General features: G+C 38.4%; 2 protein-coding genes. Both read right to left on the bottom strand.

Annotated features, from left to right (window positions below; all coding sequences use genetic code 11):
- Positions 1–131: 131 nt before the first annotated feature.
- Entirely contained in the window at positions 132–5,597 is a 5,466-nt protein-coding gene (locus WKI47_RS24515) for an SDR family NAD(P)-dependent oxidoreductase (protein WP_340229832.1), read from the bottom strand.
- Between the two features lie 47 nt (positions 5,598–5,644).
- A complete protein-coding gene (locus tag WKI47_RS24510) occupies positions 5,645–18,583 on the bottom strand; it encodes an SDR family NAD(P)-dependent oxidoreductase (RefSeq protein WP_340229831.1) in 12,939 nt (4,312 codons plus the stop codon).
- Positions 18,584–18,611: the final 28 nt, after the last annotated feature.

The following is an 18,611-nucleotide window of genomic DNA, read 5'->3' as shown; positions in this document are numbered from 1 at the left end:
TGTTCTTGTCGATAACATCGCTAGGTTCATGCTTCGCTTCGTCGGATAACGGCTTAACAGACGCTTGAAGTTGACTGTAAGCTTCTTCTAAAGTAATAGCACCTGAAGACAATAACGTAAGAATGTTCTTTCTACTCATCGAATTCATAAATTTCCTCCATTAATTTATCAGCGCTTTCAACACTACATTCATTCTTTTGCACTTTTATTAACAGGTCTAAGAGCAATTCAGATGGCAATGAAGTATTCTCAAGACTTCCTTGCTTGTTCAATGGTCTTACATAATCACGAAAAGAAACATTATGCATCGTAAGTAGATTGTTGCCTTCATTATCGAATATAACGATGTCGCACTTTAATAGTTGCTTGGTATCGCTATGAGTTTTTACAAAAGCAAAACATACGGTTGGAGTAGCACCGTAGATTTCAATTTCGTCTACTCCATAAGGAAGTAGATGTCTACCTTTTTTCTTGTTTTTGATTCCTATAACTCCTGCTACTGCTTGTAAAGCGCCATCAAGAATAGAAGGATGCAGGGTATAGGATCCGGTGTCAAGATTGTTCAATTCCAATCGAGCTAGTACCTCTGACTCCCCAATATAAAGATGTGTGATAGGTCTCATATCAACACCGTAAGATATTCCTATTTCCTCAAAATAAGGATATATATCTTGACCTAGAAAGATATCTGGGCACCTTTTTTTTATTTCCTCACCATCATACTTTACGTTTTGATTGGATGTCTTTTGGTGCTTTATCTTCCCAGAGGCATAAACTTGGCTATTGTGAGTAGGCCCATGTGGCTTAGAACGAATTTGAAAATCCCAACTGTCTTCTTGTGGATAAATGATTGTTTCCACATCAACAACTTCATTTGGACTCTCCAGTGAGTTCTCCCATACCATATGACTGATCTTTGCCACTTTGCTTTCTATCGCAGATTCTCCAGCAGCTCTTATCATTTCTATAAAAATCGCTCCTGGAAGAACTTTTTTTCCAGCAACCTTATGCTGCTCAAAATAAAACTCTTTTCCAGTAAATTGAGAGTTATATTTATGTTCTTTTAAAGTAGATATATTCTGATGAATAAGCGGATGAATCATTTGAATATCATGCCGCCTTCCCTTTGTTTGTTCCTCCTCAATCCAATGTCTTTTTCGTTCAAAAGGATATCCTGGCACAGAAATGAACTTTAGCCCGGGCCGATCGGTTTCTTGAAACTCACTGCCTTGTACCCAATCATTTGCTATTGCTAATAAGTTCTTTTGTGGAATAGCATCTTGCGTGTTTACGCTCGAAGGTTTAGCAAGTGAATGTGTGAACTTGTTCCCCCAAGACATCTTTTCATTGGCTTCACCTTGCTCGTATTGTAACAACAATTGGATGAGCTCATTTTGATTCTGTACTACAATTGCCAACCTCTCGTCCATTTCTTCTCTTCCATATTGAAAGGTGTGAATAAAACTCGACCATTGATCCTCACGAATTTCTTTTCGCTCTAAAAATAGCCTTACACTCTTTGCATATTCTTTTAACCGCTCTTCATTTCGAGCAGAAAGAATGAAAAGAACTGGCTGTAAAAGGGCAGCTCTAGGTTGCCAATCATCTGCGTATTCTTCAATGATTAAATGAGCGTTAGCACCTCCTGCACCGAATGAACTCACTCCTGCTCTTCTCAGAAAAGACTCTGAAGCGACGTTCCAATCTGATAATTCTTTTTGAACATAGAAAGAGCTATTCTTAAAGTTAACTTTACTATTTAATTGCTCAGAATGAAGAAGTGAAGGCACTAGCTGTTTATGTTTCATTTGAAGTAAAACCTTAGTTACTGCCGCTATGCCGGCCGCTGCTTCTAAATGCCCTATATTGGACTTGACTGAACCAATCGAACATGAAAATCCCTCTTCACGATAGGGTGAAAAAGCTTTCTCCAAACCTAAAAACTCAATAGGATCTCCTAAGGCCGTGCCTGTACCATGCGCTTCAATATAACTGATGGTTCTCGGATTTATTCCTGAATCAGCCAATGCTTCTCCGATAACCTGAGCTTGTGATTGAGGGGTAGGAACATGATAGCCTCCACTTTTACCCACGTGGTTCAAAGAACTTCCCTTTATGATTCCGTATATAGGATCCCCATCTGATATTGCCTTTTCGAGCGGCTTTAGCAGGATAGCTCCTACTCCCTCTCCTGGCACGTATCCATCTCCACCTTCTCCGAAGCTGTGGCATTTACCGTCACTAGACATAAATTGTCCCTGACTGAGGATGAGATATTTTTTGGGATGCAAAGTTAAATTCACTCCACCTGCCACAGCCATATCGGACTCTTTACGCAATAAACTCTCACAAGCTAAGTGTATTGCAGTCAGCGAGGAGGAACACATGGTATCTACAGCCATACTAGGCCCGGTAAAATCCATGAAATAAGAAAGCCGGTTTGCTATAGCCGCAAAGACAGAAGTGGGATACAAACACCCATTTTTATCTTTTCCTATATAATGTTGATACTGAGACCACATCGAACCCACAAATACCCCTACTTTATGGTTTCGCATTCTTTTTTTCGTATAGCCCGCGTCTTCAATGGCATGCCAAGCGGTTTCTAAAAACACTCTTTCCTGCGGGTCCATTAGTTCTGCCTCTTTAGGACTTATATTAAAAAAAAGAGCATCAAATTTATCAATGTCGTCGATAAATCCGCCCCATTTGCAATAATTACCACCTATATGCTGACGATCTTCATTAAAGTCCGCTCTATAATCCCACCGCTCGAATGGAATCTCTGTTATACAGTCTTCTCCCTGTGAAATCCTTTCCCAAAACTCAGAAATATTCTTAGATTTAGGATAGCGGCCTGCTAGCCCAATAACTGCAATGTCTTGATTCTCATATATTGTCTGAGGAGATCCATCAGAAACGTGTTTCTCTTCTTGATAAGGCTTAATTGGATACTTCATTTGCGTTTCAATTTTTTCTTGGTCTCCATTCAAGACAAGCACATGTGCATAATCAACAGAGGCTAGTTCTTCGAAAATCTCAAATCCGTCTTTAGCTTTCAATGGAGCCATACCTTGTCTGGTCATTAATTCATGATTGCGAGCGGTCGTATTCATATTGCCAGATTCCCATAAAGGCCAACTAATAGAAACACTACTTCCAGATCGTTTCCCTTGTTGCCTCAACCGATTCCGATATTCTGCATAGTGATCCATAAAGCGATTAGCATATGCGTAATCTATTTGTCCGATATTACCCAAAGTCGAAGTTACTGAAGAAAACATAACAAAAAACTCCAAAGGGTCGTTTTGAAGCAGTTCATCTAAATAGATTGTTCCCGCTATTTTTGGTGCACAAACCTCAGAAAAACTATTGATATCTTTACTTCTTGCTAATTGATCCTTCAAAATACCTGCTGCATTTATAACTCCGTCAATTGAGCCAAATCTTTTTTTTGCATAAAGAACAAGTTCTTCTATTTCATCTTTATGAGCGATATTACACTGAACATAAGCGACTTCTGCACCTAGCTTTTCTAACTTCTTAATTTGATCTTGTATGTGTTCATTTAACGGACTTCTTCCAGTTAAAACGAGATTTATCTTATGAGAGGCTGCCCATTTTTCAGCAAAAAGATAACCTAGGCCACCTGCGCCACCAACAATCAAGTAGGTACTTCCATTTTTCAAGAATGGATCGTAATTTTTTTTCTTAGAAGTCCTACTCAAAACTTTGATGTATCGTTTTTGTTTTTTATAGAGAATGTCTTGATGACCCAAGCTACTAATACTTAACTCCTTCAAAAAAATGTTGACCCGTTGCCAAGCGGTTATCTCCGAAGTGAAATGTACCATCTTAAACTTTAGTTTTGGTTCTTCTAAGTGGATAACGGACGTCATAGCACTCAGAGCTTGTGGGAGAAGCAAGGACTTTTCCTGACCTTCTTCAATTCCAAAGATCGTCAGAGTCTCAATCCGTTTCTGTTGTAAAGTTTGGGAAAGTAAGAGTACAGGATTTACGCAATTTTTTAAAATCTCAGAAAATTCTGGGTCTTTGAAATGTTCTGAAGCCCAAAGGTACCATATTGAATCTGGCTCCCAGCCTGCGTCACTTAAAGTGTCAAAAACAGTGCGGTAGTCTAAAGAAGACGCCGGATTAATGATAAAGGTGTGTTCATCGACTTGTTGATATTTTTCACCTTGTTGAATGCTAACCACGCTATGATTCTGTTGGGGAAGCAAGTTTGAATATTCAGAGCTTTTTTCAAAAACAATTATATTCAGTTTGGTTATTTCTTTCGTGTATGTGGTTCCTGAATCCAATGACCAGCTTGTATTGTACATGGCCGCTTCGTGCACTTTATATTCTTCACTTTTGAGGATTGAACTTGATGTAATGGCCCCTGCTGAATAAGATTCTTCTAGCATAAAAATCTTATCTTCATAATTCTTTTCTAAGTAAGTAGCAAGGCTTTTAATATTAGAATATTCAAAGAGTAGGGTAGGATACAACGTTACTTCGAGCTTTTGCTCCAACTCTGACACAATATTCAACAAATCTTTGGAATCAAGTCCTTGGTCATAAAACCCATGATTTAAATCAATTGTTGACCGCTCTACTTGCAATAGGTTGGCAACAATATTTTGCAAATGTTGTTCGATTGAATATTTATCTTCGCCTACAAATTCCGTTAAAACAACTTCATTTTCTAAGTTAGCCTGCAAGACTTTACGCTCACTATCTAGTAAGCTTTTTGATCGAACGCATTTCGCCCCCAGCTTTTTGTAAAGAGCAACTTGGATGCCTTCAGCGTTATATAATTCAATATCCACGTAAATAATATCTTGTGTTGCTGAAAATTCAAAAGAATTCTTATTCACTAAAAAATATGCTTTATCTCCTAACGACTCCATCGAACAAAATGAACTTATATACATGGGTATAAACGGCCTTGCTTCTTCTGATCCATTCTGCATGTATGAAGCCATTAAAATTCCAAGCATACATGTAGCTCCGTCAAGGTAGGCAGGATGCAAATAAAAAGAATCAAGATAAGTATCGGCTATATCGCTTAACTGAACCTCAGCAAATATATAATCTTTTGATTCGCACGTTTGCCCCTTTAACTTCATGAAATCCAGGTGATGAATTTTAGATTTACGTATGACCTCATACGTATCTTCTAGATCGTTAATGCACTCTGCCGTTTCCTTCCATTCCGCAGGCGTTATTGCTTTGCGAGAAAGTTCAACCGGCTTAACATAAACGTCACACTGCAGATTCACCGTTTTTTCTGGCTCTGAGAGTTCTCCCATTATTATTTTTTTACTTGTTGCTTCTACACGCCAGCGTGCACCTGGTTGAGGTTCAAAGGTAATCTCTATTTTCTTATCGAAGTGTTCTCCAGTCGTTACGGGTTCTAGAAATAGAATATTGCGAATATCCAATTCATTGGCGGGGTAACCTTTAGAAATTAAAAAACGATAAATAATATCTAAAAACGTTACTCCCGGCATCATCGGAATCTGATGAACATGATGATGCTTAACGATGAGATCTTCATTTTTCACTATAATACTACATTTATGGTAGTCCAATTTCCTCGCTCCTTTCGTATGACTAATAAATATCATGTTTAGCTTGTTTATCTCGCCCCTTGTTCTTCATTACCTTCATCAACAATCCGCAAAAATTCAAGAGATTCATGTTTGGAATGTCCATCGATTTTGTCAGGTTTAGTTTCATCTGCGCTGCTTATAGGTTCCAACCAATATTTTTTTCTATCAAATTCTTTTTTATACAAAGATGAACGCTCACTTGAATGAGTAGAATGATAGTCACTGACAATGATGTGGACGTTGGTCCCCCCAAATCCGAAGGAACTAATACCTGCTCTTTTTTTACCTTCAATCCCATGCCACTTCTGCTTTTCAGTTACAGGATAAAAAGGCGACTGATCGAACTGGAATCTCGGGTTAGGCGTCTGACAGTGTAGAGTCGGAGCTAAAATCCCTTCATGTACACATAATACTGTTTTGATGAAGCTCGCAATTCCAGCTGCACTTAGTAAGTGTCCTATGTTAGTTTTAACGCTTCCAACTCCACAATATTGAATACGATTCGTATGTTTTTGAAAAACTCTATTTAATGCCTGCAGTTCGATTGGGTCACCAATCATTGTTCCAGTGCCATGAGCTTCGATGTAGCTTACCGTATCGGGCGAAACTTTTCCTTTTTTCAAAGCTTCTTCGATAACCAATATTTGCGCTTCAGGGTTAGGCGTTGTCATGCCCATAGTACGACCATCATTGTTTAAAGCACTCGCGTCGATCACCGCGTAAATATGATCGCCATCGATTACCGCATTTTTCAACGGTTTCAATAACACTGCACCGCTTCCTTCACCAGGCACGAAACCATTCGCCTTCTCATCAAACGTATGGCATCTTCCGTCTGGAGACAGTGCTCTGCCCTGACTCAAAATAATATAGGGTTTTTCATCTAATAAAATATCTACTCCCCCAGCTATAGCCAAATCAGCTTCGTCTGAAAGCAAGCCTTGACAAGCTAAATGTATGCTGGTTAAAGAAGATGAGCAAGCTGTATCTACGACCAGATTGGGTCCTTTGAAATTGAAAAAGTGAGCAATGTGAGCTGCAATAAAATTCTGTCCGGTCCCAACGATAGTATCGGGTAAAGTATTTTTAATCCGTTCAGAGTAAGTATTGCTCATCCTAGAACCAACATATACACCCACCCGTGAATCAGCAAGGTCTTTACTTTCGTAACCAGCGTCACTCAGAGCTTGGTCGGAAACTTCGAGAAATTTGCGAATGGTAGGGTCAATGTGTGGAGCAAGCTCTTCACGAATATTGAAATAGGCAGGATCAAAATATTCAATCCCTTCTATAAAACCACCCCATTTGCTTATACTTTTTCCACTTTGTTGACGTGTCGAAAAAAGTGCCTCTGTATCCCAACGTTCTCTCGGAACTTCAGTGATACAATCCTTGCCTTCCAAAATGTTTTTCCAAAAGGTATCTTTATCTGGAGACTGTGGAAATTGACATCCTATTCCGATAACAGCGATTTTATTATCTTGCTGTTTATTTAAATGATCTGATCTTGGGTCTTCTGAGCTCTTTTCATCAAAACTCAATTCTTTCACTTTTAGTTCCGAGCCCTCACTTAGGTAAGCACTTAATTCCTTAAACGTTGGATACTGTAGGAATAGTGAAGGATCTAAGTTCCGAGAAAAAGTATTCTCTGCCTTTTTAACTAGATCGGCAAGCAGAATAGAGTCAACACCATAATTAGAAAAATTTTGATCGTCATCAAATTGTGATTGATTTATCCTTAATTCTTCTGCAAACAGTTTTTTCAATTGATTCTTTATACTCTGAATTTTATCGGTTTGTTCTGAGCTAACGTTTTCCTTACCTTCAAAGTACTTCTTTTCGTTGTTGTATATCTCTTTGCTGGTTTTATTTGAGTGAAGAATTTTATCAATTTCAAGTTTGTTTTCATCTACTACACAAGGGAGCAGCAACGGATCAGTCTCTATTTCCAATAGAGCTTGCTTGAATAAGGACATGCCTTCAAGCGTTGTATGAGAAACTAATCCACTGCTTTCGTAAATGGATGTTTTGACTTCGCCCATGCCTACCTCTTTCCAGCTTGGCCATGCAAGTGAAATATAATATCCATTTCCTTTGTTGCGTTGGAGAGCAGCGAAATGATCCATATAATTATTAGCTATTACATAATCACTAGAGGCCGCAGCAAGACTTGGTATAGATACAGATATAGAAGAAAAAAGAACAAAGAAATTCAAATCGTCATTTGAAAAAATAGAATGCAATACGTTTAGAGCTTCAACTTTGGGTTCAAAAACGCTTTGCATGTCACTTATGGACTTATTGATAAACGCTGAATGGTTATCATTGCGTGTACCTGCACAGTGAACTACACCAGCAACCTTGCCCATTTTATTACGAACATCTTTGAAAAATTGATTTAAATGTACTTCGTCTGTAAGTTGTCCTATATAAGTCCAAACTTCAACTTCTCTCTTCTCCAAATAAGTCAACAAGCGAACTTTTTCTCGTTCAATTCGTTTAGATGAATCTTGACATTCCAGTAGCGCTGGCCATTCTGCTTTTTGAGGGATATCCGTAATACCCATGAGCACAATTTTCCTTGCACCATTCTCAACAAGAAACTTAGCGACTTCGGCGCCAATTCCACGAGTCCCCCCTGTGACAACATATACTTCTTGTTCAGAAAATCTGATTTGGTCTAAAGGCATCTTACTTTCGATTTTCTTTAATTGTGGTATGTAACGAATCTTATTTCGATAACATACTTCACTAAACTCATCACTGAATTGAACTTCTTGTTCAATAATTTCACACAGAGAATCTACATCCATAGAATATCGATCTACATCAATCGTTTTAGAATGAATTTTACGATATTCCGAGCCAAGCATTTTATAAAGGCCGGCCAAATGAGCACCAGACAGCATAATTTCGTTAGCATCCAACTCGAAACTTTGGAGATTGTTTGTAAGGTGTAGGGCTACTCCTCCCTTTTTCATAAGCTTCTTAACTATTTGTTGTAGGACAGCAATTTTATGAATAGGCATAGCGCAGTTAGAATCGTTCTTCGGGTTTAGGTCTGAGAGATCGATAAGTTCTTTGAACTCAGCATATTGGGAACTTATTTTAGAGAAAGAATATTCAATAGTAGACATATCTGAGTCTTGCACTTCCAACATTACAGCTTTCCGCCTTAATCCGATTCTTTCTGCAATTTGCTTTGTTTCATGATTAAAAAGGATCAATGACTTATCTTTTTCTCCTGGGTTAGTAACTGTACCCCTATGCTGTTGATGTGCTGACTCTTCCCATTTCTTCTGAAATATAATTGAACGTCTCGCATGGGAATCATCGGAATCAAACTTCCTACCAGATACCTTTTGTATAGGAGACGGCAAAATCCAATGACGTTCTTTGGCAAAAGGATATGTTGGTAAAGAAATTCTAGAAGGTCGTTTATTTTTTTCGTAGAGAAGATCCCAGTTAACAGTTTCTCCAACTACCCATTTTTGCGATAACTTTTGCAGTTCAGTTAACTCGCGAATATTGTTTTTGTTTTGCGTGCTCTGTATCACTGAGTTCTCAGCTGCTTTTCCTACATGGCCTTGATAAACATTTGTTGCTGCTTTACCATCCAAAAAGTCTTGAAGTTTGCTTTTCAGTTCAGCAATTGAATTCACGATAACGGCCAGCCGCTCTTCCATGTGCGTTCTTCCAAATTGAAGAGTAAAGGCTATCGATTCAAGCGTAAGAGGAACATTTTCCGGTTCAATCGCTTCCGCTATTTTGAACTCATTCTGTTCACATATTTTCTCAAATAGATTTTTGATAGAAGGAAATTCAACAAACTGTTTGCTGTTCCAGCTCATGTTGTAACTCTCGTTCAAATCATTCAATAAAAGTCCGAAATGGAGAGAGTCTATACCAAGTAAATTAATGTTTTCTTCTACATCAATATGAGAGGCATCTACTTTAATCAAGTCAGATATTTTATACACAATTTCATCAATGTTTAGATTAAAACCATCCACCAACGTTCGTTCATTATCAATTTCTGGTTCTAGAAAATTGTTTAAATGTTCGGCATATTGCTTTAATCTTTCTTTATTCTTAGCAGACAGCACAATTACTTGGGCTCCTCGAACTGAATCGTGATCTGAAGCAGTTTGAGAAGGATAGGACTCTAATACCATGTGAGCATTAACTCCGCCAAAACCAAAAGAACTGATGCCAGCACGAAGAGGAAGTTCTTTTCCCTCATCGTCAACATCAGTGCTCCAATTCGTATTTTCCGAAACAATAAAGAAAGGACTATCTTCCAGTTCGATATAAGGATTCTTGTCTTTAAAATGTAGATTTGCGGGTATCTTTTTATGCTTCATAGACATAATAACTTTCACTATACTAGCAATTCCAGCTGCTGCCTCTAGATGTCCAGTATTTGTTTTCACTGAACCTAATCCACAGTTGACGTTCCCAGGGAAAGGTTTGTCCCATTTTCTATACAGACGTTGGAAAGCTTCTTTTAGTGCAGAAATCTCTATAGGATCACCTAGCTTAGTCCCAGTTCCATGTGTTTCGATATATGAAGCGGTCGAGGGGTCAAGTCCCGCCTCTGTCCAAGCAAGTTCAATTACTTCAGCTTGAGCAGAAGGATTGGGAGCCGTTAAGGATTGTGCATGACCTCCATGATTAATCTGAATGCCTTTAATAACTGCATAAACTTGGTCTCCATCGGCAACAGCTTTAGTCATAGGTTTCAACACAAGTGCAGCTGCACCTTCACCCCGTACATAACCATTTGCACTTTTGTCAAAAGTCTTACATTTACCGTCTTTTGAGAGCATGCCCGCTTTGTTTAGAGAAAGGTATAGATCAGGATCTAACAGCAGATTCACTGCGCCTGCAATAGCCATTTCACAACCATCATAGCGTATAGCATCCACAGCTCGCTTGATCGCTACCAGAGAGCTTGAGCATGCAGTATCCACAGGTTCACTTGGTCCCTTAAAATTCAATAAGAAAGAAATACGGTTTGCTAAGATAGACTGTGCTGTGCCGGTCGCAGAATGAGAAATGGAAGAAATGCCTCTCTTTTGAATCAGGTCGTGATAATCGCTTCCTGATACCCCAACAAACATTCCAATTCTTTTGCCCGATAATTCATCTGCCCGATAACCTGAATCTTCGATCGCTTTCCATACTGTTTCTAGGAATATACGCTGTTGAGGATCCATGTATTCAGCCTCACGTGGTGATATATTAAAGAACAAAGAATCGAATTTATCTTCGTCCTTTATGAACCCCCCCCACTCAATACAATTTGCTTCTATTTTTTCAGGATCGTTCTCAAAATAAGAGTCCCAATCCCAACGATTTCCGGGAATTTTGCTGATTAAATCATTCCCTTCGATCAAAGACGACCAAAATTGATTTATGTCATTTGACTCCGGAAATATTCCGCTTATCCCTACGATAGCAATATCCTCACTTTTAACAGACTTATTTTCTGTTTGAGGAGGGGTAAGAGAGTAGGAGGATTTATGCTGATCTTCTTCAGATTTATTCACATGAGTTAAACGTGATGTTTGATCTTTAACGATTGGTTGAACGTGCTGACCTCCCTCTCTAATAATATAATCTGCCATACGGTCAATAGATGAATACTCATATAAAAGAGCTGGAAGGATTCTCAATCCATAACTTTCGCTCAACAAACTACTAAGCCTAATAAATGAATTAGAATCGAAGCCATAATATCCGAAATCGTAACTTGGGTTTACTTCTTCTTCAATCTTCAAAAGACTACTTACCAATTCAGAAATTTGCTTTTTAACTTCCAACAAAGTTTCTCTCTTCGTACTTGTTTCTAAGTCGATCGCCACAGAATTTTCATCTCGATGCTTCATCATATACTTTCTTATCTTAGCAGTTTCTCCTGTGAATACCGCAATTTCAGTATAAGATGATGCAAGCATCTTGTTGAATATATGCCATCCATTTCCATTAGACATTGGATGCAGACCCAACGTCACTTTGAACCACTTAGCCATTTCCGTGTTCATCCGCATCCCACCATCCGACCATTCAGGCCATTGAAGAGATAACGATTTCCCACAACGTTCTCCAATTTCTACCTGATGTGCCCGGCGATGAGCAAAATGATCCATAAAAGAGTTTCCAAAAGCATAATCTACCTGTCCTGCATTCCCTAACACTGCGGCTAAAGAAGAAAATAGAACGAAAAAGTCGAGGGCTTCCTTTTTCAAGGCTTCATCTAAGAAAATCGTTCCTAACACTTTAGCGCCTATGACGTTTTCGACCTGATGTTTTCGCTTTTTAGAAATCAATTGATCTTCAATCATTCCTGCTGCATGAATGACACCATTGATTCTCCCTAAATTCTCTTTCATTCCTTTGATAGCGCGAGTGATATCACCTTCTGAACTAACGTCAACGATTTCATACTGTAATTCACAGTCATTTTCCTGTGCGATTTTTCGTATTACATTTTTTTGTTCCTCGTTTAACGAAGAGCGTCCCAATAAGGTAATGTGGCCTGCTCCAGCCTCAGCAATGCGTTTAGCAAAATACAGACCAATCTTCCCAGCTCCTCCCGTAATTAAATAATTACCATGCTTCCGAATAGAAACATTTTCTTCAGCCAGTAATTCATTTCTTTCTACCTCTATCCATTGCTTTACATACAGTTCACCATTCTCGATGATTTCTTCTTCCATTACACTACGATCTTTATTCAATTTCCCAAGTAAGTAATCATAAAACCGATCCGTAAATGAGTCCTCAGAAATTCCGATCATACTACCAGAAAGTAAAGGCTGTTCAACACATAAGCTCTGCATGAAGCCGCGCATAGCAGAATACTCTGGGTAGTCTATCTGAGATGAATGAGGGTATACGTAAATAACTTTGAGTGCATTTTTTTTAGCATCGCTGCTCCATTGCTTCAAGAACCACAGATTTGAATAGAATCCTCGTTCAACGTTCTGATGCACGTCATAAGAACGTTTCCGCTCGATAGTATCGTTCATGGACCACAGATGCATGATGTAAATCAAATCTATTTCATCTTGCTTTAAATCACCATACAACTGCTCGTAGTGTCGTTCTTCTTCTATATTAATTTCAAAGTGATATTTATCTAGCCTTTGATATCTCGAACCTGGAGTGACCACAATGATTCGAGCTCCCTGATCGCTTTGTCGGATCCTTTTCTTGATCTCCAAGCTTTGCTCTAGGCTGTTACTGAATATCAGCAAGTCACCCTCTGTGAACCCATCATAATGTTCATCAATCTTCATGATTGGCTTCCATTTATTGCAGTAAAGCACTGTATTCCCTAAAGTAGGAGACGTCGTTGCTTCCCGAGTAGCTACTGCCCTTAAACTTTGTTTATTAACCCCTGTTATATGGTTCTCAGGGAGCCAATATCTTTTCTTTTCAAATGGATAAGTTGGGATGGAAACCTTCTCAGGCCGTGAATCCCCTGAATATAACAAACTCCAGTTTATTGGGACACCACTAACCCATAATTGGGCTAGCTTGTCCCATCCCTTTTCACGTATAAGAATACGCAAAAATTCGTCCCCTTCCTTTCCATTCATAAATAATTTCGACAGGCTCCCTTGCTCTTTCACGTTTCCAGAAAACACAGATTCCTCTGTAGAGTTCTCTTCAAGACACATGTGTAATTTATCGCTTAATTCTTGTACATCGCTAACTATTATTGCGAGCCGCTCATCCATCTCCTCACGCCCCATTTGGAGAGTATAAGCGATGTTTTTTAATTGAGAAGGATTCCACGTCAGTTTATTTGCTGAAATCCCTTTTTTTCTGACTATCATTACATGTTGGTCAGACAGCGATAAGTATGGCTCTGGGAGTCCGATCGATTGGAAATCTTCCAACCCGGAGCTTTTTAAAATCTCTGCCCACCCTTCTTCATTAATCAAAGGAGAATTTGGTATTCTTCCGTCATTTTCATCATATAACCACCATCCACTGGTAAGTCCAAAAGATAAAGTTGCATAGTCAAGTTTTTTGGTGACTTCATTTAAAATAAAGGTACCACCTGGTGCGAGCAAAGAATTTATGTTTTTCAATGTATTTCTTATTAACTTCGTTGCATGAATAGCATTGGTTGCAATTATGACATCCATACTGCCAGGCTGAAACCCTTGTTTAGAAGGCTCTTCTTCTATATTGAGTGTTTTATAATATACTTCTGGTACAATCGAAGATCCATAAGTAAGCTTGCCGTACTGCGTAAAACCAACAGATATGTCTGTATAGAAATATTGAATATTTAGATTGTGTTTCTTAGCCATTTCCATAACGAACTTACTTGTGCCACCTGTACCTGCTCCTATCTCTAAAATCTTTAATGTTCGGTTTGAGCCAGTTTTCTGATTTTCTTGAACTATTTTTTTCACAGCTTCTGCAACAAGATGGTTATAATAATCAGTTACCTTTCCACCTTTATAGACTTGCTCCACCATTTCCATGCTATTATTCGGAAATAGTATATCTGTATACTTTAGATCTCCATTTAATACTCCTGTTAAATGTGATAAACAAGTATGCACTAATACAGCCCAGCCTTTCAGCTCCGGATAGGCTTCACAAAATTCGGATAAATGAGGCATATAGTCATTAGCTTGGAATTCCATCAAATAAAAATCCAGTTCTGGCGTTAAAGTCGTATATAAGGAGTTTTCCTTTTTGATCCATAAACCCTCTTGGAGAAACTCTAAGAGACTATATACAAGTCGCTTGTAATCTTCTAAAACACCAAGAGAAGCATAAATGTCATTTAAGCTCATACTATTACTTGAATCAGTGAACAATCCTGCCTTCTGTAATTGATAAAGTAGGTGTATCGCCACTGATTTTAGAAGATTGGACTGGCCCTCTTGATAGTGAATGATCTCTTGCTTAGAAAGCCATTTTTTTTCAAGGACATTCTCCTCAATACTTGCTCGTAAATTAGACAAACGGCTGGAATTCTCTTGTGTAAAAACAAGATTACTCCCTTCCACCAGACCAACCGGTTTGTTTAAAAATGAAATCCATTGCTTGATGTAACGCTTGAGAGCTTCTTTATTTCTAGCAGATATCACAATCAATTCTTTTTCTGCTCTCTGGCTCTGTAGTTTTTTTTGTAGAACGAATTCTTCGAGAATCAAATGAACATTTACCCCACCTGCACCAAAAGAACTAACTGCGGCTCTTCTTGGTAGTGCGTGTCTCTCTGCTCCATGCCCTGATTCATTAGAAAACCATTCTTCTGATTGTCGTTGAATATAAAAAGGGGAGGCATTTAAGTCCAAGTTAGGATTTAAAGTCTCTGCATGTAAAGAAGGAACTAACAGCTTATTCTTCATTTGAAGAAGAATTTTAGTTACACCTGCAATCCCAGCTGCTGATTCCAAGTGTCCAATGTTTGTTTTTACGGATCCTACTGCACAAAATTCGGTATCAAGTGTGAACTCACGATATGCCTTAGTCAAACCTGCGAATTCAATTGGATCCCCAAGTGCTGTACCTGTCCCATGAGCCTCAATATAGCCAATAGTTCTTGGATCAACTCCGCTTTTTTTGAGAGCATCCGTAATAAGAACGGCCTGAGCATTGAGATTAGGAACTGTATATCCACTTGTTCGGCCCCCATGGTTGATAGAACTCGATTTGATAACGCCATGGATATGATCCCCATCCTCAATGGCCTTCGTTAATGGTTTCAGCAAAATCGCCCCTACGCCTTCTCCAGGGACGAAACCTTCCGCTCCTACACCAAAACTTCGGCATTTCCCATCCGAACTCAACATCCGAAGTTGACACATTTTTAAATATTTTGAGGGTTCTAAATAAACGTTTACCCCACCTGCGACTGCTATCAGACATTCTTTCCTGCGTAGAGCCTCGCAAGCTAGGTGTATAGCCGTTAACGATGAAGAGCAAGCTGTATCCACAGGCATGCTCGGTCCACTAAAATTGAAAATGTAAGACACCCGATTAGCTATCGACCAAGGCATCGCACTAGGAACTACAACCTCATTGAATTCATCTGTCCGATTTCCTAGTAAGTTGTATGAAGTAGTTGTTGACCCTACAAACACTCCTACCTCTGGACTCATTTCGCGTTTGATATATCTATTCAAATCTTTCTTTGTGTATCCTGCATCTTCAAATAGAGTCCATACAGTTTCTAGAAATATTCGTTCTTGCGGATCCATCATTTCAGCTTCTTTAGGAGAAATATTGAAAAAAAGAGGATCAAATTTATCGACGTCTTCGATAAAACCTCCCCATTTGCAATATATACTCCCTTCAGAAGATTTTGACGGATTAGAATCATAATATTTTTCAGCATCCCAACGACTTAAAGGCACTTCTGTAATACAATCTCTGCCGGATTTTAAGTTCTGCCAAAACTCTTCTAGGTTATTAGCCTGCGGATAACGTCCACTCATCCCTATAATGGCAATTTCCATCTCATTTGATGATTCATTCGAAACTTTATCTCTTGTATGTCTACGTATAAAATTGCTATCTTGAACATCATTTTGTACTGAATTTTCGATCATTGGGGGCTCAAGCTCATCATTTAAAATGTTAATTTTATTTCTCTTTTTAGGATTTAATAAGTTTTCTTCTTGTAGGACTTTTATCAAGCGTTCACTGTGAAATTCTAGAATATATTTCGATAACTCTCTAATATTCTGATATTCAAACAACAATGTTTTAGGGAGTGAAGGCATTTTTTTCTCGATTGTTGCATTGAATTGATTGATAACAATCGAATCTATACCATATTCTTCAAAAAGAATCTCCGGATGAATTTTCTCTTCAGAGAAACCTGTTTTTTCAGCGATCATCTTTGTTATCCAGTTCTCTGTGGACAACAATAATTCTTGAGAATCCGACTTGTTTTCTTCTTGATTATTAGAGTTTTTAGAGAACACGGGTATTGAATTCTCACCATCATTTTTCAATGTAATTATATGAGGAGCCTGTATAATAGAACGTTGGGCAACAAAATTGAGAATTTGTTCTTCCAAACCATACAAAACCATTAATTGAACATACTCACCTTGTAAGGCAGCCATCAAGGCTTCTATTCCGGCCTCAGAGCGTAAAGGAAGAATTCCACCATTGTTTTTCATCTCCAACTTTTCCGCTTCAGAAATCTGCATGCAGCCGTCTTCCCAGAAAGGCCAATTTACAGAAACGGTAGTCCCATAACGCTCTCCAGAATCAACCAATTTCTGACGGCATAGCGAAAAAGAGTCTAGAAACCCGTTAGCATACGAGTAATCAGACTGCCCTACCTTCCCAAAAGAGGCTGCTATAGACGAAAATGACATAAAAAATTGAAGTTTCTCATTCTTTAATGCTTTGTCTAAATGCAGGACACCGGATATTTTAGGAGCCGTCACATCTTCAAAGTCACCGATCGATTTTCGTAGGATAAATCCATTGCGGTAAATACCAGAAGCATGAAATACGCCGTCTATGTTGCCGAACTTTTTCTTTGCTTCTTTAATCGCTGTTGCAACTTCAGCTTCCATGCATAGATCCACTTGCACATAAAGAACTTCTGAGCCCAAATCTCTTAATTTACGGACTTCATCCATTTTCTCTGGAGTTAATGCGGAGCGTCCCAAGAGGATTAATTGGGCTCTATATTTTTCGGCTAAGTGCTTAGCTAATATCTTCCCCAATCCACCTAACCCGCCAGTAATCAAATAAGTACCTTCATTTCTAAAAGGGTTATGTATCATTTTGGGTACGACAGATGTATAACGTTTAACATACCTTTTCCCATTTATATATTTCACTTCGTAATTCTCAAAATTATAAATTTCGTTTTCGATTTGAATACTTGCTAAGTCATTTTCTGTTGAATCAAAAGATATTCCCAAAGTAGAGTAAAAGTAATCTGGATGTTCTTGATGAATGGTTCTGCAAAAGGACCCTATTGCTGCTGATACACTAGTTTCTTTATATACATATAAAAGACGCTGGGTTTTAATCTCTTCGTTTTGCATACAAGCTTTACTAAACACAAATAAAGCTTGCCCTCCCCAAACAGGCAATGCTATATCTTCCCCATTATGATCCTCAATACAAATTGATTTAAATGAGCTGATACTCATTCCTTTTAATTCGCTAAGCAATGTTTCGTAGTGTTCGAGACTTGTCGGATTCAATAAAAATGAATGGTCGTCTATTTTACGAAATTCGCTTCCAGCCCCTACGGAAATGTAGTGTGTTCCACTAACTTGTAGTCGCTTCGTTAACGCTGTAAATAGATTTCCACCCGAATTCAATATGAGAACTGTGTTTGCTTGATCTCGCTTGAACCCTGCTATACTCAAGTCAAGAGCCGAACTCACCCATTCTGAGGTGAAATAGGTGTTTTTAAAGTTATCTTTTGTATCAACCACATTCTTCATTAAAGCTGTAGACACCTTTTCTCTGGCAAAGGGATAGGTGGGCAAAGGCGTTCTTCTAAGTTGAGCATTTTCATATAATTGATTCCACTTTATGTTCACACCTTCCACATAGGCTTTCCCCAGTTCTAACAACATCATTTTTTCTCGAAAACTAAAGCATTTTTGATTTTGAATAGCTAAGTTTAATTCTAATTCAAGCGAGTTTTCTTCTTTGAATGTATGATTTTCTAAAGAGTTTATCTTAGCATCCGGCTTTTCTATTCTGAAGTCGCCTTCTGTGAATTCTTTGAGTTTTTCGATCAAATCTCGCTTATCATTCACAACAAAAAAGTGTCGTACATTAAAATGTTCACGACCTATGGCTAAGGTAAAAGCAACGTTTCCCATGTCTATATCTTCATCATTTCGGTACATCCATTCCAATAACCCTAATGCTCTTTCCTTCAATATATCTTCTGTTTTAGCCGAAAGAGGAATTAAATATAGCTCTTCATTCTGAATCATATATGCTCCTCCTGAATTTATTTTATTT

The organism is Saccharibacillus sacchari, assembly GCF_037722395.1.
Lineage (GTDB): Bacteria > Bacillota > Bacilli > Paenibacillales > Paenibacillaceae > Saccharibacillus > Saccharibacillus sacchari_A.
This window is presented reverse-complemented; position numbering and strand designations above follow the sequence as displayed.